Origin of the sequence: Niallia sp., from assembly GCF_031978665.1 — a bacterium.
Lineage (GTDB): Bacteria > Bacillota > Bacilli > Bacillales > Cytobacillaceae > Niallia.
On the sequence record NZ_DALZDK010000048.1, the window covers coordinates 12,082 to 35,079 of the forward strand.

The window sequence follows — 22,998 nt, forward strand, 5'->3', positions numbered from 1 at the left end:
GTAAGGACTGTCTATAACAGCTATTCCTCAGGGAGGTGTCATATACAATGAAAAGAACTTATCAACCAAATAAACGTAAAAGAAGTAAAGTTCACGGATTCCGTAGCCGTATGAGCAGCGCAAATGGACGTAATGTCTTAGCACGCCGTCGACGTAAAGGAAGAAAAGTATTATCAGCTTAGGCCACTGAAACGTCAGTGGTCTTTTTTCAATTAAAAAAGGTGAAGGGAATGATCTTAATAGAAGGACAGACCCTTCCTTTTTTTAAATATACTGGTTTACTTACGTTAATATGCCTGTCTAATTTTCTTTCAAGGCTGTTTTTTTGGCAACTTTACATAAACAGCCTCTTTTAAAGAGAGAATTAAGTTAACTTGAAGGAATTGAAGGAGTTATAAACGTTGAGAAAAGAATTTAGAATCAAAAAAAATAAAGAATTTCAGTCGGTTTTTAAAAAAGGAGAGTCCTTCGCCAATCGACAGTTTGTTATTTATAAATTAGAAAAAGTGGAACAAGGGCATTTTCGAATTGGCCTGTCTGTCAGCAAAAAAATTGGAAATGCAGTGAAAAGAAACCAAATAAAACGCTATGTAAGACAAGCATTCCTCGAATTTGAAGATCAGTTGGAAAATAAGTATGATTATGTCATAATTGTAAGAAAGCCTGTTGCTGATATGTCTTTTGAAGAAGTAAAAAAGAGTCTTACCCATGTTTTAAAAATAGCAAAGGTTCTTTCTAAAAAGAATTAGGGGAAATTATTAGTTAAGCGTTTCCTACTATTCGTTTATCGGTTACAATACTTATTAAGTAATATTCGAAAATCATGTTAAACAGGAGGATTTGCAGCTTGAATAAGAAATTTTTATTGGTAGTTGGTCTGCTTTTTTTAATGACCATTTTAACAGGATGTAGTGAGTTCAATCAACCAATAACTTCTGAAAGTGAAGGAATCTGGAATGAGTTCATTGTATATCCACTATCTCAACTGATTATAAAGACAGCAGCGTTTGCTGGAGGTAGTTATGGTATTTCTATTATTATCGTAACTATTTTAGTTCGACTAGTTATTTTGCCGCTTATGATTAAACAAACGAAAAATAGTAAAGCAATGCAGGCTATTCAGCCCCAAATGAAAGAGCTACAGCAAAAATATAGCTCTAAAGATCAAAAGACACAACAAAAGCTTCAAGAGGAAACAATGAAGTTGTTTCAAGAGAATAAAGTAAATCCATTGGCTGGATGCTTTCCTCTTATTGTACAAATGCCGATACTGATTGGTTTTTATCACGCTATTTCTCGTACGAGAGAAATTGCTTCCCATGATTTCTTATGGTTCAGTTTAGGACAGCCTGATCCAATCTATTTATTACCAATCTTAGCTGGTGTAACAACCTTTATTCAAACAAAATTATCAATGGCTGGAGCGCCTCCAAATCCACAAATGCAAATGATGGTTTGGATTATGCCAGTTATGATTTTAGTATTTGCGATTAATTTCCCTGCTGCATTATCCCTTTACTGGGTAGTAGGTAATATCTTTACAATTGTACAAACGTATTTTATTAAGGGTCCTGAAATTAAAGGTGTTGGACAAACTAGCAAAGCAGGAGGAGCGAAGAAGTGAAAGAAGTTACTGCCGTAGGACAAACAGTCGACGCAGCAGTGGAGTCAGCTTTAGCTCAGCTTAAGACAACAAAGAATCAGGTTGAAATCATTGTTGTTGATGAAGGAAAAAAAGGATTTTTCGGTTTTGGTGCTAGATCTGCGAAAGTAACAGTGAAGAAAAAAGTAGATCCTGTTGAAACCGTTAAGGGCTTTTTAAAAGATGTTAGTGAAAAAATGGGTGTTACAATTGATATCCAAGTTAAACAAAATGGCAAAAATATTTTATTTGAATTATCAGGTGAAAAAATTGCTTTGTTAATTGGCAAAAGAGGGCAAACACTTAATTCTATACAATATTTAGCGCAATTAGTAATTAATAGAGAATCAAAAGAGTATTTTAAAGTGATGTTAGATGCGGAGGGTTACCGAGAGCGTAGAAAACAAGCTTTAATTCAGCTAGCAGAAAGAATAGCCTATAAAGCGGTTAAGATAGGAAAAGAAATCCCTCTTGAACCGATGCCAGCAGATGAAAGAAAAACGATTCATACTGCCTTGGTTTCTTTCAAAGGTATAAAAACATATTCCTCAGGTGAGGATGCAAAACGACATATTATTGTGGCGCCAGTAAAGTTAAAAAATCGATAGAAAAAAGAGATCGTCTTTTAAGATAGGGAGACGATCTCTTTTTTTTGGCTTTTTAACTTCATATTATCTTCTAAGTTGGTCCTTTCTATTTGCTTGGCTACCGATTTTTTGATAGTTCCCCATTACAAATCCCTATATTTTTTTCGAGATATTATTTTTGAATAATATTTTAATCCAAACAGGAAATGAAGAAGTAAATATCATAAAAAAATATGTACTTTCGTATCTTCCTTAAAGTGTAAAGAAGTGTTTAGCTATTGGAATTTTATTTTTCGTTTTATTGTTATTCACATGTGGATAAGATAGAATGGTATATAACGATAAAAGTGAATGTGGATAAGTGTGCGGATTTTTTTCTTTTTTTACATTTGTGGATATGTTAATCTAATCTAATGTAATCATGTCAAAGGTGAATACAATCATTTTATATAGATATATTTTTTGAATTGAGGTGATAAAGATGGAATTGGATACAATTGCTGCGATATCGACTCCAATGGGTGAGGGAGCGATCGCAATTGTTCGAATGAGTGGTCCAGATTCAATAAAAATTGCAGACAAGCTTTTTAAGAGCATAGGTAATAAGAAGTTAAGTGAGGTAGCAAGTCATACGATACATTATGGACATATTATTGATCCAACAACAGATGAGGTTGTGGAAGAAGTAATGGTATCGTTGATGAGAGGACCAAAAACTTTTACCAAAGAGGATGTTATCGAAATTAACTGTCATGGTGGGCTAGCTTCTGTAAACCGACTATTGCAATTGACTACTTCTTATGGTGCTAGAATTGCGGAACCTGGCGAATTTACAAAAAGAGCTTTTTTAAATGGGCGAATTGATCTTTCTCAAGCAGAAGCAGTAATGGATTTAATTAGAGCAAAAACGGATCGTGCGATGAATGTGGCCCTTGGACAAATGGAAGGAAGATTATCTAAATTAATCAGGCATTTGCGCCAAGAAATCTTAGAAACATTAGCACAGGTAGAGGTTAATATTGATTATCCAGAATATGATGATGTGGAAGAGATGACACAACAAGTAATGCTTGAAAAATCAAGGTATATAAAGGCTGAAATTGAAAAGCTTCTACAGACATCTCAACAGGGAAAGATTCTCCGGGAAGGACTAGCAACGGTGATTGTTGGTAGACCGAATGTGGGGAAATCATCTTTATTAAACAGTTTGGTGCAAGAAAATAAAGCCATCGTAACAGATATTCCTGGTACAACTAGAGATGTAATTGAAGAATATGTGAATGTGCGCGGAGTTCCTCTTCGTTTGCTAGATACAGCAGGTATACGTGAAACAGAAGATATTGTGGAGCGAATAGGGGTAGAAAAATCACGAAAAGTACTCCGAGAAGCAGATTTAATTTTACTTGTCCTAAATTATGCGGATGAATTAACAGAAGAAGATAAGAATATTTTTAAAGCGACAGAAGGTATGGATTTTATTGTTATTGTTAATAAAACAGACTTACCGCAAAAAATTGATTTAGAGAATGTAAAAGAACTTGCGGGGAATCGAAAAGTAATTACGACATCTATATTAGAAGAAAACGGTGTAGATTTGTTAGAAGAAGCGATAGCTAGTCTATTTTTTGAAGGCTCTATTGAAGCAAGTGATATGACGTATGTTTCTAATTCAAGGCATATTTCCTTATTGAACCAAGCACTGCGTGCAATAAGTGAGGCGATTGAAGGAGCAGAAAGTGGTACACCAATAGATATCGTACAAATTGATTTAACAAGAACGTGGGAAATACTTGGTGAAATTATTGGTGAGAGTGTACATGAAAGCTTAATCAATCAGCTATTCTCTCAATTCTGTTTAGGAAAATAATTGGTTTTATTAAATAAAGGTTGTTTTACGAAAACAACATAAAAGAAAGATTTGAAAGAAGGAGGCATCATGATGCAGTACGAAGCTGGAAATTATGATGTGATTGTCATTGGTGCAGGTCATGCTGGCTGTGAAGCGGGACTTGCAGCAGCAAGAATAGGTGCCAAAACATTAATGTTAACGATAAATTTGGATATGGTCGCTTTTATGCCATGTAATCCTTCTGTCGGGGGGCCGGCAAAAGGGATTGTCGTTAGGGAAATTGACGCACTTGGCGGCGAAATGGGCAAGAATATTGATAAAACATATATACAAATGAGAATGTTGAATACAGGAAAAGGTCCTGCAGTACGGGCGCTAAGAGCTCAGGCGGATAAATATATGTATCAACATGAAATGAAGAAGACGTTAGAAAATGAACCGAATTTAACATTAATTCAAGGAATGGTAGAAGAATTAATCGTAGAAGATCAAGCTGTAAAAGGAGTTATTACGAAAACAGGGGCTACGTATCGCGCAAAAACGATCGTGGTCACTACTGGTACTTATCTTCGCGGCGAAATTATTTTGGGTGAGCTTAAATACTCAAGCGGTCCAAATAATCAACAGCCTTCCATCCGATTATCAGAGCATTTAGAAGAGCTAGGTTTTGATTTGGTACGCTTTAAAACAGGAACACCTCCCCGTGTAAATAGTCATTCTATTGACTACTCTAAGACAGAAATACAGCCTGGGGACGATGTTCCAAGAGCCTTCTCTTATGAAACAACGAAATTTATTACTGATCAGCTTCCTTGCTGGTTAACGTACACAAATGAAAAGACACATCAAATTATTGATTCCAACTTACATCGTTCACCAATGTATTCTGGAATGATCAAAGGGACTGGACCACGTTATTGTCCATCGATTGAAGACAAAGTGGTTCGATTCAATGATAAACCGAGACATCAAATTTTCTTAGAGCCAGAGGGCAAAAATACGCAAGAAGTTTACGTACAAGGATTGTCCACAAGCTTACCAGAAGACGTTCAACAAGAAATTTTAAGAACAATTCCAGGATTAGAAAATGTCCAAATGATGCGAGCTGGATATGCCATTGAGTACGATGCTATTGTCCCAACACAATTATGGCCAACTTTAGAAACGAAGAAGATAAAAAATCTTTACACTGCTGGCCAAATTAATGGAACTTCAGGGTATGAAGAAGCAGCTGGCCAAGGATTAATGGCAGGTATGAACGCAGGATTAAATGCATTAGGAAAAGAAGAAGTTATTCTAAGTCGTTCTGATGCATATATCGGTGTTTTAATTGATGACTTAGTAACGAAAGGTACAAACGAGCCGTACCGTCTATTGACATCAAGAGCAGAATACCGGTTATTGCTTCGTCATGATAATGCAGATTTACGTTTAACAGACATTGGCCATAAAATTGGTCTTATTTCGCAAGAACGCTATGCGAAATTTACTGATAAAAAGCAATTAATCGAACAAGAAAAGCAACGTTTGAGCGAAGTAATGCTAAAGCCAAATGAACAAGTACAAAATGTTATTAAAGGACAAGGCGGAAGCGAATTAAAAGATGGAATAAGAGCGGGAGATCTATTAAAACGACCTGAAATGAATTATAGCCATATTGAACAGCTTGCTCCTAGTAGTGTAGAACTAACAGAAGATATTAAAGAGCAAGTAGAAATCCAAATAAAATATGAAGGCTATATTGAAAAATCATTGCAGCAAGTGGATCGACTGAAGAAAATGGAGAATAAGAAAATTCCTGAGAATATTGATTACGACGCTATCTCTAGTCTTGCAACGGAAGCAGTACAGAAATTAAAAAAAGTTCGTCCATTATCGATCGCACAGGCATCAAGAATTTCTGGTGTAAACCCAGCAGATATATCCATTTTATTAGTTTATTTAGAACAAGGAAAAATTGCTCGTGTTTAATCTCTGGTTAGAAAGGGTTCATGCATGAATACGGAAGAATTTATTCAAATGTTGTCCGATAAAGGAATCACTTTATCAGATAAACAAATAAAACAGTTTGAACTTTACTATGAAACATTGGTAGAGTGGAATGAAAAAATGAATTTAACAGCGATTACGGAAAAACCAGATGTTTATTTAAAGCATTTTTATGATTCTATTACTGCTGGATTTTACTATGAGGGGTTTCAAAATGCTGCACAACTGTGTGATGTAGGTGCAGGAGCAGGTTTTCCGAGTATCCCTTTGAAAATTGTTTTTCCTGATTTAAAGGTAACAATTGTCGATTCTTTGAAAAAAAGAATTCATTTTCTAGAACACTTAGCGTCTCTATTAGATTTAAAAGAGGTTAACTTTATTCACGATCGAGCAGAAACATTTGGCCAAAATAAAGAGTATCGTGAATCATTTGATATTGTAACTGCAAGGGCAGTAGCACGACTCTCTGTTTTAAGTGAACTTTGTCTGCCGCTAGTCAAGATCGGAGGCACTTTCGTTGCGATGAAAGCAGCAAGTGCCAAAGAAGAAATAGAAGCTGGGAAAAAGGCAGTAAGCCTATTAGGTGGAACGGTAAATGAAACGAACTCCTTTTTATTGCCTATTGAAGAAAGTGAAAGAAATATCATCATAATAGCAAAAGAAAAGCCAACACCTAAAAAGTATCCTAGAAAACCAGGAACTCCTAATAAAGAACCGATTGAATAGGTGAAAGCGCAGATTATTTTCTGATATTTTTCTAAAAGCTACCCATTTATTTAGTAGATTGTATCCCTCTATTTTTGGCGAAGTTTGTTGATGAAAATAGAGGGGATATCTCATCTCTTAATAAAGCGGGAAAATGGCATTAGTAAGCTAGGCTGCTGGTTAATAGCAATAAACGAAAACAGCCTTACGTTATTACGAAAGAAAAAAGAGAATGATATAATCATTCATAGGATTAAGTCTATATCAATTATCATATCTACTATATAATATACCTATAAATGTCATATTCTATGAAATTTCGAGAAGTTTCTTACTATAAGTTAGATGACTTTGCAGGGATTAATGTTTCATATAGAGAATAACTAATAGGGAGTTTTGTAAAGGTGGTGCAGGGTGATGAAGCCTTCTTTCTCACGATTTTTTGGACTAGGCGAAAAAGGAGAGCAAATAGAAGAAGCTAGTCAAATAAGTGCAGATGCTGCTCAAGAGGAGATCGAGAATATGGGGAGTAAAGAAGAAGTTAGAAGAATCCCAATTAATCAGATTGTTCCTAACCGTTTTCAACCAAGAACGGTATTTGATGATGAAAAAATTGAAGAATTAGCTCGTACAATTCATACACATGGTATTATTCAACCAATTGTATTGAGAGAGTATGAGGAAGATAAATTTGAAATCATTGCTGGAGAACGAAGATGGAGAGCAATGAAGAAGCTTGGTTGGGAAGAAGCACCAGCTATCATTAAAAATATGAGTGATACAGAAACTGCTTCTGTTGCACTTATAGAAAATCTCCAAAGGGAAGAACTTTCTCCTATTGAAGAAGCAATTGCATATGGAAAATTATTAGAGTTGCACAATCTTACCCAGGAGGCACTTGCCCAAAGACTAGGTAAAGGGCAGTCGACTGTCGCTAATAAATTAAGACTTCTGAAATTGCCAGAAGAAATTCAAGAAGCATTATTAAATAAAGAGATTTCTGAGCGTCATGCTCGTTCCATGATTCCTTTAAAAGAACGAGAAAAACAAATCCAACTATTACAGGAAATCATCGAAAAGAGCTTAAATGTAAAGCAAACTGAAGAGCGTGTCGTGAAAATGCTTGAACAAACGAAGCAGAAGCCGAAGCCAAAAAGAAAAGCATTTAGCAAAGATATGCGAATAGCAGTAAATACTATTCGCCAATCGTTAAACATGGTTTCAGATAGCGGAATTAATCTAAATGCTGAAGAAGAAGAGTTTGAAGATTTTTATCAATTTACGATAAAAATTCCGAAAAAGAAATAATACTTAAATAGACTTCCTCTATTATTTAAATAGATTTGTATAGCATTATTATTTATACTTATTTTTAGATTCTGGGCTCTGTTAAATCCCGCTCGTAAAAAATGGAATAACTTCCCTTTTAGAAAAAATTATTTAACAGAGCATATTTTTTGTGAGAATAATAGCCATTTTGCTGATTCTCACTTTTTTATATGATGATTTTATTCCTCAAAGGATAACCACAAGTAGAAATTTAAACCTCAATTATTGATTTTGATAGGATTATTTTCTAAGCAAATCAAATAAAGAAATTCTCCATAAAATGCTTGAAATGATGGGCTTTTTTAACTTCTTTTATACCATAAACTTATGCTTATTTTCCGTCATTAACCTAGATTAAAAGAAAAAGTAACGATATTTAGATGTTTTCATGATAAAATAATATACGTGATTACAATAGGCATGGAATTGGCCATGTTGTAGTCTATTCATGTTTTTTAACTAATAAATTGTTTTATAGTTTGAAAGCTATTAAACAATTCATTTTTTTATATTAAGCAGCCATCTTGCGTCGATTGTATATTTCGTAGCTAGTATGGAATTAAAGGTAGGTGACATCATGGGTAAAATTATTACTGTTGCTAACCAAAAGGGTGGAGTTGGAAAAACAACTACATCAGTCAATCTTGGCTCTTGTTTAGCATATATCGGAAAAAGAGTGCTATTAGTAGATATTGATCCACAAGGAAATGCTACTAGTGGTGTAGGTATTGAAAAAGCTGATGTTGATCATTGTATCTATGATGTATTAGTCGATGATCTAGAAGCAAGTATGGTGATAAAACAGACAAATGTAGAAAATTTGGATGTTATTCCTGCAACAATTCAATTAGCTGGAGCAGAAATAGAACTTGTTTCTACTATTTCCAGAGAAGTAAGATTGAAAAGGGCTTTAGATGAAGTCAAACACAACTATGATTATATTTTAATAGATTGTCCTCCTTCTTTAGGATTATTAACGATTAATGCGTTAACTGCATCGGACGCAGTATTAATACCAGTTCAATGTGAATATTACGCTTTAGAAGGCTTAAGTCAACTATTAAATACTGTTCGACTTGTTCAAAAGCATTTAAATCATGACTTGGCAATTGAAGGTGTGTTGCTAACAATGCTAGATGCTAGAACAAATCTAGGTCTACAGGTTATTGAAGAAGTCAAAAAGTATTTCCAAGATAAAGTTTATAAAACAATTATCCCAAGAAATATTCGTTTATCAGAAGCACCAAGTCATGGGGAACCAATAATCATTTATGATCCAAAATCACGTGGTGCCGAAGTTTATTTGGACCTTGCGAAGGAAGTGGTTACTAGTGGCTAAAGGACTTGGAAAAGGGCTAGATGCCTTTTTTCCTAAAGTGGATGACGTGAAGGAAGAACATGTTCAAGAAATAAGCCTTAATGAATTGCGCCCCAATCCTTATCAGCCTAGAAAATTCTTCGATGAGGAAGCAATTGAAGAATTAAAGCTTTCAATTTTGGAACATGGAATTCTTCAACCAATCATTGTGAGAAAAAGTATTAAAGGGTATGAGATAGTAGTTGGAGAACGCAGATATCGTGCAGCTAAAGAAGCAAAACTAAAGTCTATTCCTGCAGTGGTTCGACAATTATCAGAACAGCAAATGATGGAATTAGCAGTCCTAGAGAACCTTCAAAGAGAAGATTTATCACCTATTGAAGAAGGGCATGCCTATCAGACGTTGATGAAGAAGTTAAAGCTGACTCAAGAGGAGCTAGCAAAACGTTTAGGGAAAAGTAGACCTCATATCGCTAACCATGTTCGGTTATTATCTCTTCCAAAGACGGTTCAAAATTATATTTCTGATGGTAAAATTTCAATGGGACATGGAAGAGCTTTATTGGGCTTGAAAAATAAAGATAAGCTTCCTGCAATTGTTGATAAAATAATTAAAGACGGATTAAATGTGCGTCAATTAGAACAATTAATTCAGCTCTTAAATGAGAATGTTTCACGTGAAACAAAGAAAGAAAAACCAACGGCAAAAAATGTTTTTATTAAAGAGCAAGAGTCATTTCTTCGTGAAAGATTTGGAACTACTGTTCATATTAAGCAAAAGAAAAACAAGGGGAAAATTGAAATTGAATTTTTCTCAGAAGATGATTTAACACGTATTCTCCAAATGTTTGAATTAGAAAGTGAAAATTAAAAAAGCCATCTAAGAAAAGGAAGTTTACAAATGATTATTTGTAAACTATGCCTTTTTTTAGGCGGCTTTTTATTATAGAAAAAAAGATGGAATAGAATTATACAGGTTCTTCTTTTACATGATATTCCTGCAATTCTGCAGAATGCATATATCGAAGGCTAGTATGATATATGCCTTTCGAAATAATTTTTGCCATATTTAATACTAGGCTTAATCTAGTATTTTGAAGAACTAAAAATTCCATAAATCCACTGATGTTAACAATTCCCGTAATATGAATATTCCCTACAGGTGGGAGTTCCTTTTTAACGCCACTTCCTGGTTTCACAGGACCATCTCCAATTTGAATCACACCAACGCTTTTCATTCTACCTAGACAGGCATCTATTCCAATAATATAAGGATTTTTATGTTTTTCATGAACTTCCTTTAATTTTTCCTCTAAATTGAGGGCATGAATTGGTTCGTCTAAAGTTCCATAGACATGAAAAGGAGATATATTCTTTTCACTTAACAACGTGCCAATAAGTGGACCCAATGAATCTCCAGTAGAACGATCGGTTCCAATACAAATAAAGACGATTGGTTGAGTAACTGAAACTGATGGTAATTGTTTAGATAATGAATCAGCAATCTTAAAAGCTGCTAATTGTTCATCATGTGCTATTCTAATAGGAAGGTCGTTTTTTTCGAAAAGGCTGGAATATAAGGTCATTGAATCTACTCCTTTATCATTTAGGATTCGATAAAATCTATAGGAGAAAGCTATTATCGTGTTTAGTTAGATTCTGTTAAGTACCTATCAATCAAGTTGCAAATCTATCGAACCATTTGTTGTTTTTATGCATAGTTATTGTAGTATTCAGTATATGGAAAAGAGGCGAATTCTATACATATACATATAAATAAAGGAAAAAAGAGCGATACAGTAAGTGAGTAATTCATTATAATAAGGGCAAAAAGTCCTGTGTTTTTTAGGAAACATACTACTTCAAAGCACGTAGAAAAACTGTTAAAATAAACTTACCCAATATGATAGCTAATGAAGAGTAAAATAGAAAAATAGGTAACTTTTTTTCATTTCATAACATTGGGTGGAAACATGGAGTTTATTTCATAAATTACTTTGTATGAACAGATGCAAAAAAGAAAATAATCTAGTAGAAGTCTATATTTAGAGGTGTCTAGATGGATGAGAATATAAAAGAAGGTATAGGTAGTCTCATAAATGAGGATTTGTGGAGTAGTCTTGGCTTTGGAGCAATTAAGCTCGTACTTATCTTTTTAATTAGTGGGATTGTCATTAGGATAGGGAAAGCTGCAGTACGTAATATATTTAAAGTTAGAACACATTCCTCTTTTAGAGTTTCAGAAAGAAGAGAAGCTACATTAATTAAGCTATTAGAAAATACAATCACCTATGTAGTGTATTTTATTGCTATAATGATGGCATTGTCCGTTTTTAACATAGATGTTAAGGCATTATTAGCTGGAGCCGGAATTGTTGGGCTTGCTGTTGGTTTTGGAGCACAAAGTCTAGTGAAAGACATTATCACAGGATTCTTTATTATTTTTGAAGATCAATTTTCCGTTGGAGACCAAGTTCGTATTGGTACCTATGAGGGTGTTGTGGAAGAAATTGGACTAAGAACTACAAAAATAAAAGGCTTTACTGGAGAAGTAAATATCATTCCAAACGGAAGCATTATTGAAGTGACTAATTTCTCCATAAATAATAGTAAAGCAGTTGTAGATGTGAGTATTGCTTATCAAGGTGATATTAATCGAGCAGAAAAGGTAATACAGGAACTGATTGAAAAACTACCAGAGCAATATGAGGATATTGTCGGTGTTCCAGAATTATTAGGCGTACAAAATATTCAAGCGGCAGAAGTAACCATTCGTGTAGTGGCAGAAACATTGCCGATGAAGCATCATTCCATTGCAAGGATATTAAGAAAAGAAATAAAGAATGTATTAGATGAAAATGGAATAGAAAGTCCTGTCCCAAAATTAGTCATGTATTCGAAACCATAATAATTCGTTCAGGAGGAAATATGGAACAGAAAGAATTTGGTCTAAATGATGTAGTCGAGATGAAAAAAGCCCATCCCTGTGGTACAAATCGCTGGAAGATAATTCGATTAGGAATGGATATTCGGATTAAATGTGAAGGTTGCGAGCATAGTGTCCTCATTCCAAGAAGAGATTTTTCAAGAAAAATGAAAAAAATTTTAGTGAAGCATGAAGAATAACATAGGGAATTATATTATTTTTCATAAAGAAGACGGCAAATAATAAAATTGCCGTCTTTTAAAGTTAAGGGAAAAGGAACACTACTTGTCTTTTTCCCTCGTTAAAACTATAATTGTTAGAGGTTTATAATTATAATGAAATTACTTTCTATTTGTACGATAGAGTTAGAAAGTTTATATAAGGGAGTGGCATAATGGCGTTAACTGCTGGAATAGTTGGTTTACCTAATGTTGGTAAATCTACATTGTTTAATGCAATTACACAAGCTGGTGCAGAATCAGCGAACTATCCGTTCTGTACTATTGATCCAAACGTTGGAATTGTAGAAGTACCTGATAATCGTTTAACAAAATTGACAGAGTTAGTACAACCGAAAAAAACAGTACCTACAACTTTTGAATTTACAGATATTGCTGGAATTGTAAAAGGGGCAAGTAAAGGGGAAGGTCTTGGTAATAAGTTTTTATCTCATATTCGTGAAGTGGATGCTATATGCCAAGTAGTACGTTGTTTTGCAGATGATAATATTACCCATGTATCAGGAAAAGTAGATCCTATCTCTGATATCGAAACAATCAACTTAGAATTAATTCTTGCTGATTTAGAATCAGTAGAAAAAAGAATTGGCCGTGTTGGAAAAATGGCGAAGCAAAAAGATAAAGAAGCAGTTGCGGAATTAGAAGTATTAGAATTATTAAAAGCTGCTTTTGAAGAGGAAAAACCAGCAAGAACGGTTGAATTTACAGAGGAACAAGCAAAAATTGCTAAAGGATTACATCTTTTAACGATTAAGCCTGTATTATATGTTGCGAATGTTGGCGAGGATGAAATTGCTGATGCAGCGAATAATGAATATGTAAAGCGCGTAAAAGATTTTGCTGCAAATGAAGATGCAGAAGTAATTGTAATCTGTGCGAAAATCGAAGAAGAAATTGCAGAGCTTGAAGGAGAAGAAAAGGAAATGTTCCTTCAAGAGCTTGGAATTGAAGAGTCTGGATTAGATCAGTTAATTCGTGCAGCATATCACCTTCTTGGATTAGCAACTTACTTTACTGCTGGTGTTCAAGAAGTTCGTGCTTGGACATTTGTTCAAGGAATGAAAGCTCCACAATGTGCAGGAATTATTCATTCTGATTTTGAAAGAGGCTTTATCCGTGCGGAAACTGTTTCTTATGATGATTTATTAGCAAGTAGTAATATGGTTGCTGCGAAAGAAGCTGGTAAAGTTCGTTTAGAAGGAAAAGAATATATAGTTAGAGACGGCGATATTATCCATTTCCGCTTTAACGTATAATTCCATTTGTTAACTAGAGAGTCACTCATAAAAGGATTAGTGTCAGTCCAAATCAATGAAATTGATCTTGAACTAGCTACTCTTTTTTGAGTGATTTTTTTGTGGGAATTTTCGTTTCTAGTATGAATAAACAGGCTTACTTCAAGATAATTACAATAAGGAAATCCGATTTAAGAAAATGTACATTCTTTTTACATTTCTTTAAAACTACCCTAGCATGGAAGAGGTAAAATAAGAATAACTTATAACTAACTTGATAAAAAGGGAGTGGAGTTTTTGAAAATCGCGGTTTTCTCAGACACTTATTTTCCTCAAGTAAATGGTGTTGCACAGACATTAAAGAGGCTTAGTAACCATTTGGAAAAAAGGCAAATTTCCTATCAAGTATATTCTCCAGAAAATAAATCTTCTACTACATACCCTAACATTAATCAATTTCCAAGCCTTCCATTTTTTCTTTATCCAGAGTGTCGAACGGTTATAGCAAACCCAAAAAAAATAGAAAATAATCTAAAGGAATTTAAACCAGATCTTATTCACCTGGCGACACCTTATATGATGGGACTGTATGGGTTATTTGCTGCCAAAAAATTAAATATTCCAGTCGTATCCTCTTACCACACCAATTTTGATCAATATCTAAAATACTACCATGCCTCCTTACTAGAACCATTTTTATGGAAATATTTAAAATGGTTTCATCAATCAACAGAAAAAATATTTGTTCCTAGTAAAGAAACACAGAAAAAATTAGTAGCATTGGATTTTCGTGATTTAAAAGTTTGGGGAAGAGGGATTGATTTCGAACTTTTTAAGCCAAATACTGATGCTAAAGAGCAAATTAAAAGAAAGTTCCAAATCCAAGAAAAGCATATTTTATTGTATGTAGGCAGATTAGCTCCAGAGAAAGATTTAGATACATTAAGTGAGATCATTGATAAATTGCCTTCCAGTATGAAGGAGTCTGTGCACTGGCTAATAGTTGGAGATGGACCAAGTAAGGAATCTTGGAGAGAAAAGGAAAAATCGCAAAAAAATATTACGTTGACCGGTTATATAAAAGGAAATGAGTTGGCGAGAATATATGCAGGAGCTGACCTTTTTGTTTTTCCATCCTATACAGAAACTTTTGGAAATGTTGTATTAGAAGCAATGGCTTGTGGAACACCAGCAGTTGTTGCTAATGAAGGTGGAGTGAAAGAATTTGTAATAGACAATGTAAATGGGAAAATATGCGAAAAACAAAATGCTGAAAGTTTTCATCAAGCAATTAGTGCTTTGTTAGCTGATGAAAAGCTGCGACTGGGTATGGGAAGAGAAGCTAGAAGTTATGCGTCAACGCAATCATGGGATAATATTTTTGACGGGCTGATCAGTGATTATTGTGAAGTAATACAATCTCACCAAAAGTTAAATAAAAAGTATGCATAAAAGTGGTCTTATGTTTTCTTATTCGGTTTAATAACAAGGCTATTTTTAGTACATTGCTATTTATAATAAACTATGCTATACTTTTACATTGTGAGTAATGTATAGTTGCTCCTTGCCCAATTATGGGCCGTCTAGACCAAAAGGAGGTGAAAGTGATGAAAAAGTACGAAATTATGTACATCATCCGTCCAAATATTGAAGATGAGGCTAAGAAAACACTTGTTGAGCGTTTCAATGCTATTCTTACAGATAATGGAGCGGAATTAGCAGAATCAAAAGAGTGGGGTAAACGTCGCCTTGCATATGAAATCAATGATTTCCGCGATGGTTACTATCAATTAGTAAAAGTTAACGCTGCACCTGTAGCGGTTGAAGAATTCTCTCGTTTAGCTAAGATCAGCGAAGATATCATTCGCCACATCGTAGTTAAAGAAGAAGCAAAATAATATATAAATAATGTTTCACGTGAAACATTTAAGATGGAAGGGAGTTGAAACTGATGATGAATCGGGTAGTTCTTGTTGGCCGTTTAACTAAGGATCCGGAGTTGCGTTATACACCAAGTGGAGTTGCAGTTGCATCCTTCACACTTGCAGTTAACCGTACGTTTACAAACCAGCAAGGTGAAAGAGAAGCTGACTTCATTAACTGTGTTATTTGGAGAAAACCAGCAGAAAACGTTGCTAACTTCTTGAAAAAGGGAAGTCTAGCAGGTGTCGATGGTCGTATTCAAACGCGTAGCTATGATGGACAAGACGGAAAACGTGTATATGTAACCGAAGTATTAGCTGAAAGTGTTCAGTTCTTAGAACCTAGAAACAGCTCTGCTAATAATAGAAGTGACAACATGAATTATGGTGCCCCAAGAGAACAAGATAATCCTTTTGGAGGATCAAATAATTATCAGAATCAGCGACCTCAAACGAATAGAAATAATCAGGATTATACAAAAATGGATGAAGATCCATTTGCAAATAGCGGTCAAATCGATATTTCAGATGATGATTTACCATTCTAATATAATTTTGATCATTAAAAAAGGAGGTTAATCTCATGGCAATGGGTGGACGCAGAGGTGGCCGTGCTAAACGTCGTAAAGTATGTTACTTTACTGCTAACGGTATCACTAAAATCGATTATAAAGATGTAGATTTACTTAAAAAATTCATCTCAGAACGTGGTAAAATTTTACCTCGTCGTGTAACTGGTACAAGCGCTAAATACCAACGTAAATTAACGATTGCTATTAAACGTGCACGTACTATGGCTTTACTACCATACGTAAGTGGAGAATAATTAGCCTATAAAAAACCCTATTAGACTTTTGTTTAATAGGGTTTTTTTATTATATAAATGAAAAATTACCTGTCTGTACTATTTAATATTTTCTGCAGAATTTCTTATCTACACTTTTAATATGTTATGAAACAGCTTATTTCAATATAGAAAAATGGCATTTTGATGTCTTCTTATTTTTTCCTAGTATTTATTGCGAGTATCTTCATTGAAGAAGAACAGGAATAATAGTAAAATACTAGGTAAAGATGCAAACCCTTTCTTATTGTTGTAAAGGTGTCCCATTATTTCTGTAAGTAAAGAGGGAGAGACCTTTTTATATTTTAATTTAGTTTTATGGGGTATAATAGTATCAGGTTTAATGAATACATAGTAAGGATTATGTGAAAAACTCACGAGTTTTAGGAGGGGAAAAATTGCCTACTTTTTTAGAGAAAGGGTCCATACGGTATCCATTAATATGTTTAATCGGTATTACCACTATCATGCTTGGAATCCTCTCTTTTTATAACTGGGTATTTTCCTTAATTGGGTTAGTCCTTTTTGTCACTCCTTTTTATTTCATTTTACGAATAGATAGTCGTCAAAGAAAGGAAACAGAAGAGTATATAACCACTCTTTCATACCGCGTCAAAAAAGTGGGGGAAGAGGCACTAATGGAAATGCCAATAGGGATCATGCTTATAAATGATGATTATTATATTGAATGGACAAATCCTTTTTTAGCATCTTGTTTTACAGAGGATACACTTGTTGGAAGGTCTTTGTATGATGTTTCTCCATCGATTATTCCTTTAATTAAGCAAGAGGTTGAAACGGAAATCGTTACATTGCATGAAAGAAAGTTTCGAGTTATTCATAAAGTGGAAGAACGCCTATTATACTTTTTCGATGTTACAGAACAAACGGAAATTGAGAAACTTTATGAAGATGAACGTACTGCAATTGCTATCATCTTTTTAGACAATTATGATGATTTAACTCAAGGGATGGATGACCAGACAAGAAGTAGCATAAATAATAGCGTTACTGCGATCTTAAATAAATGGGCTACAGATAATGGCGTTCTATTAAAACGAATATCTTCTGATCGTTTTATTGCTATTTTTAATGAACATATTCTGCAAAGCTTGGAAAAAGGGAAATTTACAATATTAGATGATGTCCGGGAATTGACTACAAGGCAGAATGTTCCCTTAACACTTAGTATTGGAGTAGGATCAGGTGTATCCTCCTTACCAGAGTTGGGGAATATTGCACAATCTAGTCTTGATTTAGCCTTAGGTAGAGGCGGAGATCAAGTCGCTATTAAGCAGCCAAATGGCAAAGTCAAGTTCTATGGCGGAAAAACAAATCCTGTAGAAAAACGGACAAGAGTTAGAGCGAGAGTTATTTCCCACGCTTTAAAGGAATTAGTCTTAGATAGTGATAAAGTTATTATAATGGGGCATAAAAATCCAGATATGGATGCAATTGGTGCAGCTATTGGAATTCATAAAGTTGCTCAGATGAACCAAAAAGAAGCATATATCGTAATCAACTTTCAAGAAATAGATACTGCCGTTAGAAGACTAATAGAAGAAATAAAAAAGCAGGAGTCTCTATTTACGAAATTTATTACTCCAGATCAAGCATTAGAAATGGCAACAGGAGATACCTTGCTAGTAGTAGTGGATACACATAAACCTTCTTTGGTGATTGAAGAGCATTTGTTGAATAAAATAGAAGATGTAGTAGTAATTGACCATCATCGTCGTGGAGAGGAATTTATTGAAAATCCGCTACTTGTCTATATGGAACCTTATGCTTCATCAACAGCTGAACTCGTTACTGAATTATTAGAATATCAGCCAAAAAGTGTGAAAATTGAAATGTTAGAAGCAACAGCCCTTTTAGCAGGAATCATTGTTGATACGAAAAGCTTTACCTTAAGAACAGGGGCTCGAACCTTTGACGCAGCGTCCTATTTACGTGGTCAGGGAGCAGATACAGTACTTGTTCAAAAGTTTCTAAAAGAAGACATTGAAAACTATGTGAAAAGAGCGAAAATAATTGAAAATGTCCAATTCTATAAAGAGGGCATTGCAATAGCTATTGCTAAAGACGGAGGAGCAGTAGATAGTGTTTTAATTGCGCAAACTGCAGATACATTATTAACGATGGATGGAATCATTGCCTCCTTTGTAATAGCGCCTCGAGGGGAAACGACAATTGGGATTAGTGCTCGTTCTTTAGGAGAAATCAATGTCCAAATAATAATGGAAAGCCTACATGGTGGTGGACATTTAACCAATGCAGCTACACAGCTTTCGAATATGCCAATGGAAGAAGTAGTGGCAAGGCTAAAGTTAGCAATTGATGAGTATTTTGAAGGGAGAAGAAAAGAATGAAAGTTATTTTTCTAAAAGATGTAAAAGGTAAAGGGAAAAAAGGAGAAGTTAAAAATGTTGCAGATGGTTATGCACATAACTTTCTTTTAAAACAAGGATTGGCTGTAGAAGCAAATAATTCTGCAGTTAGCACCCTAAATGCTCAAAAGAAAAAAGAAGAGAAACAAGCAATTGAAGAGCTAAATAATGCAAAAGAACTGAAAGAAAAGCTAGAAAAAGTAACAGTTGAGCTTCATGCAAAATCTGGTGAAGGCGGCAGATTGTTTGGCTCAATTACTAGTAAGCAAATTGCAGATGAATTAAATAAAAAGCATCAAATTAAAATTGATAAAAGAAAAATTGAATTAAATGATGCTATTCGTTCTCTAGGAGTTACAAAGGTTCCAGTTAAGCTTCACCATGAAGTTTCCGCTACATTAAATGTGCATGTGAAGGAATTAAGCTAATATTGGAAGTTCCATTTATCACTAAACATGTTAAAATAGAATAAGCTTAAGAAAATGTGATACAGGTTTAACTGGTCACATTTTTTGTTTGACTGTTTTTAACTAAGATGAAGATTTTAAACGAGAGTTGATTATATACCTCAGCAATCCGTGCATTTGAGCGGATATAACAGGTTTCATAAATAAGAGAAAACATAATTTTTTAATAGGAAATTGGAAAGAAGAGAAAAAGGAACAGCTGATACGAAAGTAACTTTCTTTTAATAGAAAGACCTTTTTGTATAGAGTGTTGCTTTTTTTAACCTAGGCTATGTTTTTTATCATATCCTCTCATTTTAAGGAGGTTTTATAGATTGAGTGAACTCTTAAATGATCGAATGCCCCCTCAAAATATTGAGGCAGAGCAAGCTGTATTAGGGGCCATATTCCTTGAACCACAAAGCTTAACATTAGCTTCTGAGATACTAATACCCGAAGATTTTTATAGAGGCGCACACCAAAGAATATATACAACGATGCTTAAATTAAACGATGAAGGAAAAGCAGTCGATTTAATTACAGTGACAGCGGAACTAGCAGCAACCAATAATTTAGAGGATACTGGCGGAGTCAGCTACTTGAGTGAATTGGCTGCTTCTGTACCAACAGCGGCCAATATAGAATACTATGCAAAAATTGTAGAAGAAAAGTCATTACTTCGTCGGTTAATTCGAACAGCGACAAATATCGCTCAGGACGGCTATTCACGCGAGGATGAAGTAGAAGCTTTATTAAGCGAAGCAGAAAAGAATATTTTAGAAGTTGCTCAACGGAAAAATGCCGGGGCATTTCATAATATAAAAGATGTTCTTGTTCGAACATACGATAATATCGAAGAGATGCATAACCGCAAAGGGGATATAACCGGAATAGCCACAGGATTTGCTGAGCTCGATAAAATGACTGCTGGATTTCAGCGAAATGACTTAATTATCGTTGGAGCAAGACCTTCAGTTGGTAAAACAGCCTTTGCGTTGAATATCGCTCAAAACGTAGCTGTGAAAACAGGCGAAAATGTAGCGATCTTCAGTTTGGAGATGGGTGCAGAACAGCTTGTAATGCGTATGCTTTGTGCAGAAGGAAATATAGATGCCCAACGCCTCCGTACAGGATCTCTGACAGACGAGGACTGGGGCAAGCTAACGATGGCAATGGGAAGCTTATCCAATGCAGGTATTTTCATTGATGATACGCCAGGGGTAAAGATTACAGATATAAGGGCAAAATGCCGCCGTCTGAAGCAAGAGCATGGCTTAGGAATGATTTTAATTGATTACCTACAGTTAATCTTGGGAAGTGGCCGTGCAGGCGAAAATAGGCAGCAAGAAGTATCGGAAATTTCTCGTTCCTTAAAACAGCTAGCACGTGAGCTTCAAGTACCTGTAATTGCCTTGTCCCAGCTCTCTCGTGGTGTGGAACAAAGACAAGATAAGCGTCCGATGATGTCCGATATCAGAGAATCAGGAAGTATTGAGCAGGATGCTGATATTGTAGCCTTCTTATATCGTGATGATTACTATGATAAGGAATCAGAGAGCAAAAATATTATCGAAATCATTATTGCAAAACAGCGTAATGGTCCAACAGGAACTGTACAGTTAGCTTTTGTAAAAGAATATAATAAATTCGTTAACTTAGAACGGCGCTTTGAAGATGGCGCGATGCCAACAGGGGCTTAATAAAAAAAAGATTAGTAGACTGCAATCTACTAATCTTTTTTTATGCTTTTTTTAGATGAATAGAAGCATGAGTATGAGCAAATACTACTATTTTAACTGCTTTTATGCATCTATTTTTACGAACGAAATATTAATTAATTAAAAACATTGTTCGTGTTTTGTTGACTTTTATGTTAAAAAGTTGGTAAAATAGGAATGTTTGATTAAGGATATAATAAAAGATATAGAAACCTGTGGAGGTGCTCTAGGAATGTCATCAGTAGTGGTGGTAGGAACGCAGTGGGGAGACGAAGGAAAAGGTAAAATTACCGATTTCTTATCTGAAAATGCAGAAGTGATTGCACGTTATCAAGGTGGTAACAATGCAGGTCATACAATTAAGTTTAATGGAGAAACATATAAATTACACTTAATTCCATCTGGGATATTTTATAAAGAAAAGATTAGTGTTGTTGGAAACGGTATGGTTGTTGATCCAAAAGCAATCCTTACGGAATTAAAATACTTACATGATCGTAATATCAATACAGATAACTTGCGAATTAGTAATCGTGCCCATGTTATTCTTCCTTATCATCTAAAATTAGATGAAGTAGAAGAAGAAAGCAAAGGGGCTAATAAAATTGGAACAACGAAAAAAGGTATTGGCCCAGCTTATATGGATAAAGCTGCACGTATCGGTATTCGTATTGCTGATTTATTAGATAGAGAAGTATTCGAAGAAAAGCTTGCAAGAAACTTAGTTGAAAAAAATCGTCTGTTAGAGCGCATCTATGAAACAGAAGGCTTTAAATTAGAAGATATTTTAAATGAGTATTATGAGTATGGGCAACAAATTAAGAAATACGTTTGTGATACATCTGTTGTTTTAAACGATGCTTTAGATGAAGGCCGCAGAGTATTATTTGAAGGTGCTCAAGGGGTAATGCTTGATATTGACCAAGGTACTTATCCATTTGTTACTTCTTCTAATCCAGTTGCTGGAGGCGTAACAATTGGTTCAGGTGTAGGTCCAACTAAAATTAAACATGTTGTTGGTGTATCAAAAGCCTATACATCTAGAGTAGGGGATGGACCATTCCCAACAGAATTAAATGATGAAATTGGAAATCAAATTAGAGAAGTTGGTCGTGAATATGGAACAACAACTGGTAGACCACGTCGTGTTGGCTGGTTTGACAGTGTAGTAGTTCGTCATGCTCGTCGTGTTAGTGGTATTACAGATCTTTCTCTAAATTCCATTGATGTTTTAACAGGAATTGAAACGTTAAAAATTTGTGTTGCTTATAACTACAAAGGGGAAGTAATGGAAGAGTTCCCAGCAAGCCTAAAAGTACTAGCAGATTGTGAGCCAGTATATGAAGAGTTACCAGGCTGGACAGAAGACATTACTAGCTGTAAAACACTAAGCGAGCTTCCTGCCAATGCTCGTCATTATTTAGAAAGAGTTTCACAGTTGACTGGGATTCCATTATCCATGTTCTCTGTTGGTCCAGATCGTACACAAACCAATGTAATACACAGCCCTTGGAGACAAAACTAATCATAAGAATGAAGGCTGTTCAAGAAGATAAGACTCTTTTGAGCAGCCTTTGATTTTTAAACAGATAGATGACCACAAGCGAAGTTTTTTAAGAAGGGAAAGCCTGCAGGTTTATATACAAAAAATCCATATTTTTAAAGGGAAAAACGCTTTAAAATAAAATTAAAAATATTTTTGAAAAAAACTTTTTAAAAAACTATTGCTTTTTATTTTGATAATGTGCTAATATAAAAAGCGTCGCAAATGACACAAAAACTTAAAAAATAAGTTCATGTCTCATGAGCCATTAGCTCAGTCGGTAGAGCATCTGACTTTTAATCAGAGGGTCGGAGGT

At 34.7% G+C, this 22,998-nt stretch carries 22 protein-coding genes; 21 read left to right on the top strand and 1 reads right to left on the bottom strand.

The features are described from left to right. Positions 1-47 precede the first annotated feature (47 nt). The 10 genes from rpmH to RTL21_RS20965 all read left to right on the top strand — a co-directional run bounded on the left by rpmH (position 48) and on the right by RTL21_RS20965 (position 10,290). Positions 48-182 (top strand): 50S ribosomal protein L34, encoded by a 135-nt coding sequence (gene rpmH / locus RTL21_RS20920; protein ID WP_101176662.1) that lies wholly within the window; start codon positions 48-50, stop codon positions 180-182. A gap of 219 nt (positions 183-401) precedes the next feature. Then, entirely contained in the window at positions 402-749 is a 348-nt protein-coding gene (gene rnpA, locus RTL21_RS20925; RefSeq protein ID WP_312098773.1) for a ribonuclease P protein component, read from the top strand. A 140-nt stretch (positions 750-889) separates the two neighbouring features. After that, positions 890-1,624, top strand: a complete 735-nt coding sequence (gene spoIIIJ, locus RTL21_RS20930; protein WP_396954482.1) for a YidC family membrane integrase SpoIIIJ — start codon at positions 890-892, stop codon at positions 1,622-1,624. Next, positions 1,621-2,250 carry an RNA-binding cell elongation regulator Jag/EloR gene (jag, locus tag RTL21_RS20935; protein ID WP_312098776.1) on the top strand — a complete coding sequence of 210 codons (630 nt, stop codon included), beginning with the start codon at positions 1,621-1,623 and terminating at the stop codon, positions 2,248-2,250. Before spoIIIJ ends, jag begins: the two co-directional genes overlap by 4 nt. Before the next feature lie 460 nt (positions 2,251-2,710). Continuing rightward, complete coding sequence (gene mnmE, locus RTL21_RS20940; protein ID WP_312098778.1) at positions 2,711-4,096, top strand: tRNA uridine-5-carboxymethylaminomethyl(34) synthesis GTPase MnmE; 1,386 nt, start codon at positions 2,711-2,713, stop codon at positions 4,094-4,096. A gap of 72 nt (positions 4,097-4,168) precedes the next feature. After that, positions 4,169-6,049 carry a tRNA uridine-5-carboxymethylaminomethyl(34) synthesis enzyme MnmG gene (mnmG, locus tag RTL21_RS20945; protein ID WP_312098805.1) on the top strand — a complete coding sequence of 627 codons (1,881 nt, stop codon included), beginning with the start codon at positions 4,169-4,171 and terminating at the stop codon, positions 6,047-6,049. A 24-nt stretch (positions 6,050-6,073) separates the two neighbouring features. Then, the gene (gene rsmG, locus RTL21_RS20950; protein WP_312098780.1) at positions 6,074-6,793 is read left to right on the top strand and encodes a 16S rRNA (guanine(527)-N(7))-methyltransferase RsmG; all 720 of its coding nucleotides are present in this window, start codon (positions 6,074-6,076) and stop codon (positions 6,791-6,793) included. Between the two features lie 396 nt (positions 6,794-7,189). After that, on the top strand, positions 7,190-8,080 hold the full coding sequence (noc, locus tag RTL21_RS20955) for a nucleoid occlusion protein (RefSeq protein WP_312098782.1): 891 nt from the start codon (positions 7,190-7,192) through the stop codon (positions 8,078-8,080). 598 nt (positions 8,081-8,678) lie between these two features. Next, positions 8,679-9,440: a ParA family protein gene (locus RTL21_RS20960; RefSeq protein WP_312098783.1), complete on the top strand. Its 762-nt coding sequence runs from the start codon at positions 8,679-8,681 to the stop codon at positions 9,438-9,440. Continuing rightward, on the top strand, positions 9,433-10,290 hold the full coding sequence (locus RTL21_RS20965) for a ParB/RepB/Spo0J family partition protein (protein ID WP_312098785.1): 858 nt from the start codon (positions 9,433-9,435) through the stop codon (positions 10,288-10,290). Before RTL21_RS20960 ends, RTL21_RS20965 begins: the two co-directional genes overlap by 8 nt. Positions 10,291-10,387: 97 nt before the next feature. Here RTL21_RS20965 and yyaC read toward each other — a convergent pair whose 3' ends face one another. Next, positions 10,388-11,005, bottom strand: a complete 618-nt coding sequence (yyaC, locus tag RTL21_RS20970) for a spore protease YyaC (protein WP_312098787.1) — start codon at positions 11,003-11,005, stop codon at positions 10,388-10,390. Between the two features lie 473 nt (positions 11,006-11,478). On the opposite strand from yyaC, the gene RTL21_RS20975 reads away from it, so the two are divergent. The 11 genes from RTL21_RS20975 to RTL21_RS21025 all read left to right on the top strand — a co-directional run bounded on the left by RTL21_RS20975 (position 11,479) and on the right by RTL21_RS21025 (position 22,664). Continuing rightward, positions 11,479-12,327 carry a mechanosensitive ion channel family protein gene (locus tag RTL21_RS20975; RefSeq protein ID WP_312098789.1) on the top strand — a complete coding sequence of 283 codons (849 nt, stop codon included), beginning with the start codon at positions 11,479-11,481 and terminating at the stop codon, positions 12,325-12,327. A gap of 20 nt (positions 12,328-12,347) precedes the next feature. Further along, positions 12,348-12,545, top strand: coding sequence for a DUF951 domain-containing protein (locus RTL21_RS20980; protein ID WP_312098791.1), 198 nt, complete (start codon positions 12,348-12,350; stop codon positions 12,543-12,545). A gap of 194 nt (positions 12,546-12,739) precedes the next feature. Next, complete coding sequence (gene ychF / locus RTL21_RS20985) at positions 12,740-13,840, top strand: redox-regulated ATPase YchF (protein WP_312098793.1); 1,101 nt, start codon at positions 12,740-12,742, stop codon at positions 13,838-13,840. Positions 13,841-14,116: 276 nt separating this feature from the next. After that, positions 14,117-15,271, top strand: coding sequence for a glycosyltransferase family 4 protein (locus RTL21_RS20990; protein WP_312098795.1), 1,155 nt, complete (start codon positions 14,117-14,119; stop codon positions 15,269-15,271). A 155-nt stretch (positions 15,272-15,426) separates the two neighbouring features. Beyond that, a complete protein-coding gene (gene rpsF / locus RTL21_RS20995) occupies positions 15,427-15,717 on the top strand; it encodes a 30S ribosomal protein S6 (protein ID WP_312098797.1) in 291 nt (96 codons plus the stop codon). Between the two features lie 53 nt (positions 15,718-15,770). Further along, the gene (gene ssb / locus RTL21_RS21000) at positions 15,771-16,289 is read left to right on the top strand and encodes a single-stranded DNA-binding protein (RefSeq protein WP_312098799.1); all 519 of its coding nucleotides are present in this window, start codon (positions 15,771-15,773) and stop codon (positions 16,287-16,289) included. A gap of 41 nt (positions 16,290-16,330) precedes the next feature. Continuing rightward, positions 16,331-16,567 (top strand): 30S ribosomal protein S18, encoded by a 237-nt coding sequence (gene rpsR, locus RTL21_RS21005; RefSeq protein ID WP_031535579.1) that lies wholly within the window; start codon positions 16,331-16,333, stop codon positions 16,565-16,567. A gap of 416 nt (positions 16,568-16,983) precedes the next feature. After that, positions 16,984-18,957, top strand: a complete 1,974-nt coding sequence (locus tag RTL21_RS21010) for a DHH family phosphoesterase (RefSeq protein WP_312098800.1) — start codon at positions 16,984-16,986, stop codon at positions 18,955-18,957. Beyond that, positions 18,954-19,403 carry a 50S ribosomal protein L9 gene (gene rplI / locus RTL21_RS21015; RefSeq protein ID WP_312098801.1) on the top strand — a complete coding sequence of 150 codons (450 nt, stop codon included), beginning with the start codon at positions 18,954-18,956 and terminating at the stop codon, positions 19,401-19,403. Before RTL21_RS21010 ends, rplI begins: the two co-directional genes overlap by 4 nt. A 353-nt stretch (positions 19,404-19,756) precedes the next feature. Continuing rightward, positions 19,757-21,121, top strand: a complete 1,365-nt coding sequence (gene dnaB / locus RTL21_RS21020) for a replicative DNA helicase (protein WP_312098803.1) — start codon at positions 19,757-19,759, stop codon at positions 21,119-21,121. A gap of 250 nt (positions 21,122-21,371) precedes the next feature. Further along, positions 21,372-22,664, top strand: coding sequence for an adenylosuccinate synthase (locus tag RTL21_RS21025; protein WP_312098804.1), 1,293 nt, complete (start codon positions 21,372-21,374; stop codon positions 22,662-22,664). Positions 22,665-22,998: the final 334 nt, after the last annotated feature.

Bases quoted from the DNA above. Each gene is read 5' to 3' on its own strand.
- RTL21_RS20960 (WP_312098783.1), top strand. From the start codon at position 8,679: ATGGGTAAAATTATTACTGTTGCTAACCAAAAGGGTGGAGTTGGAAAA.
- rplI (WP_312098801.1), top strand. From the start codon at position 18,954: ATGAAAGTTATTTTTCTAAAAGATGTAAAAGGTAAAGGGAAAAAAGGA.
- mnmE (WP_312098778.1), top strand. From the start codon at position 2,711: ATGGAATTGGATACAATTGCTGCGATATCGACTCCAATGGGTGAGGGA.
- ssb (WP_312098799.1), top strand. From the start codon at position 15,771: ATGATGAATCGGGTAGTTCTTGTTGGCCGTTTAACTAAGGATCCGGAG.
- rpsF (WP_312098797.1), top strand. From the start codon at position 15,427: ATGAAAAAGTACGAAATTATGTACATCATCCGTCCAAATATTGAAGAT.
- ychF (WP_312098793.1), top strand. From the start codon at position 12,740: ATGGCGTTAACTGCTGGAATAGTTGGTTTACCTAATGTTGGTAAATCT.
- mnmG (WP_312098805.1), top strand. From the start codon at position 4,169: ATGCAGTACGAAGCTGGAAATTATGATGTGATTGTCATTGGTGCAGGT.
- RTL21_RS20980 (WP_312098791.1), top strand. From the start codon at position 12,348: ATGGAACAGAAAGAATTTGGTCTAAATGATGTAGTCGAGATGAAAAAA.
- RTL21_RS20975 (WP_312098789.1), top strand. From the start codon at position 11,479: ATGGATGAGAATATAAAAGAAGGTATAGGTAGTCTCATAAATGAGGAT.
- RTL21_RS21025 (WP_312098804.1), top strand. From the start codon at position 21,372: ATGTCATCAGTAGTGGTGGTAGGAACGCAGTGGGGAGACGAAGGAAAA.
- noc (WP_312098782.1), top strand. From the start codon at position 7,190: ATGAAGCCTTCTTTCTCACGATTTTTTGGACTAGGCGAAAAAGGAGAG.
- spoIIIJ (WP_396954482.1), top strand. From the start codon at position 890: ATGACCATTTTAACAGGATGTAGTGAGTTCAATCAACCAATAACTTCT.
- rpmH (WP_101176662.1), top strand. From the start codon at position 48: ATGAAAAGAACTTATCAACCAAATAAACGTAAAAGAAGTAAAGTTCAC.
- rpsR (WP_031535579.1), top strand. From the start codon at position 16,331: ATGGGTGGACGCAGAGGTGGCCGTGCTAAACGTCGTAAAGTATGTTAC.
- rsmG (WP_312098780.1), top strand. From the start codon at position 6,074: ATGAATACGGAAGAATTTATTCAAATGTTGTCCGATAAAGGAATCACT.
- yyaC (WP_312098787.1), bottom strand. From the start codon at position 11,005: ATGACCTTATATTCCAGCCTTTTCGAAAAAAACGACCTTCCTATTAGA.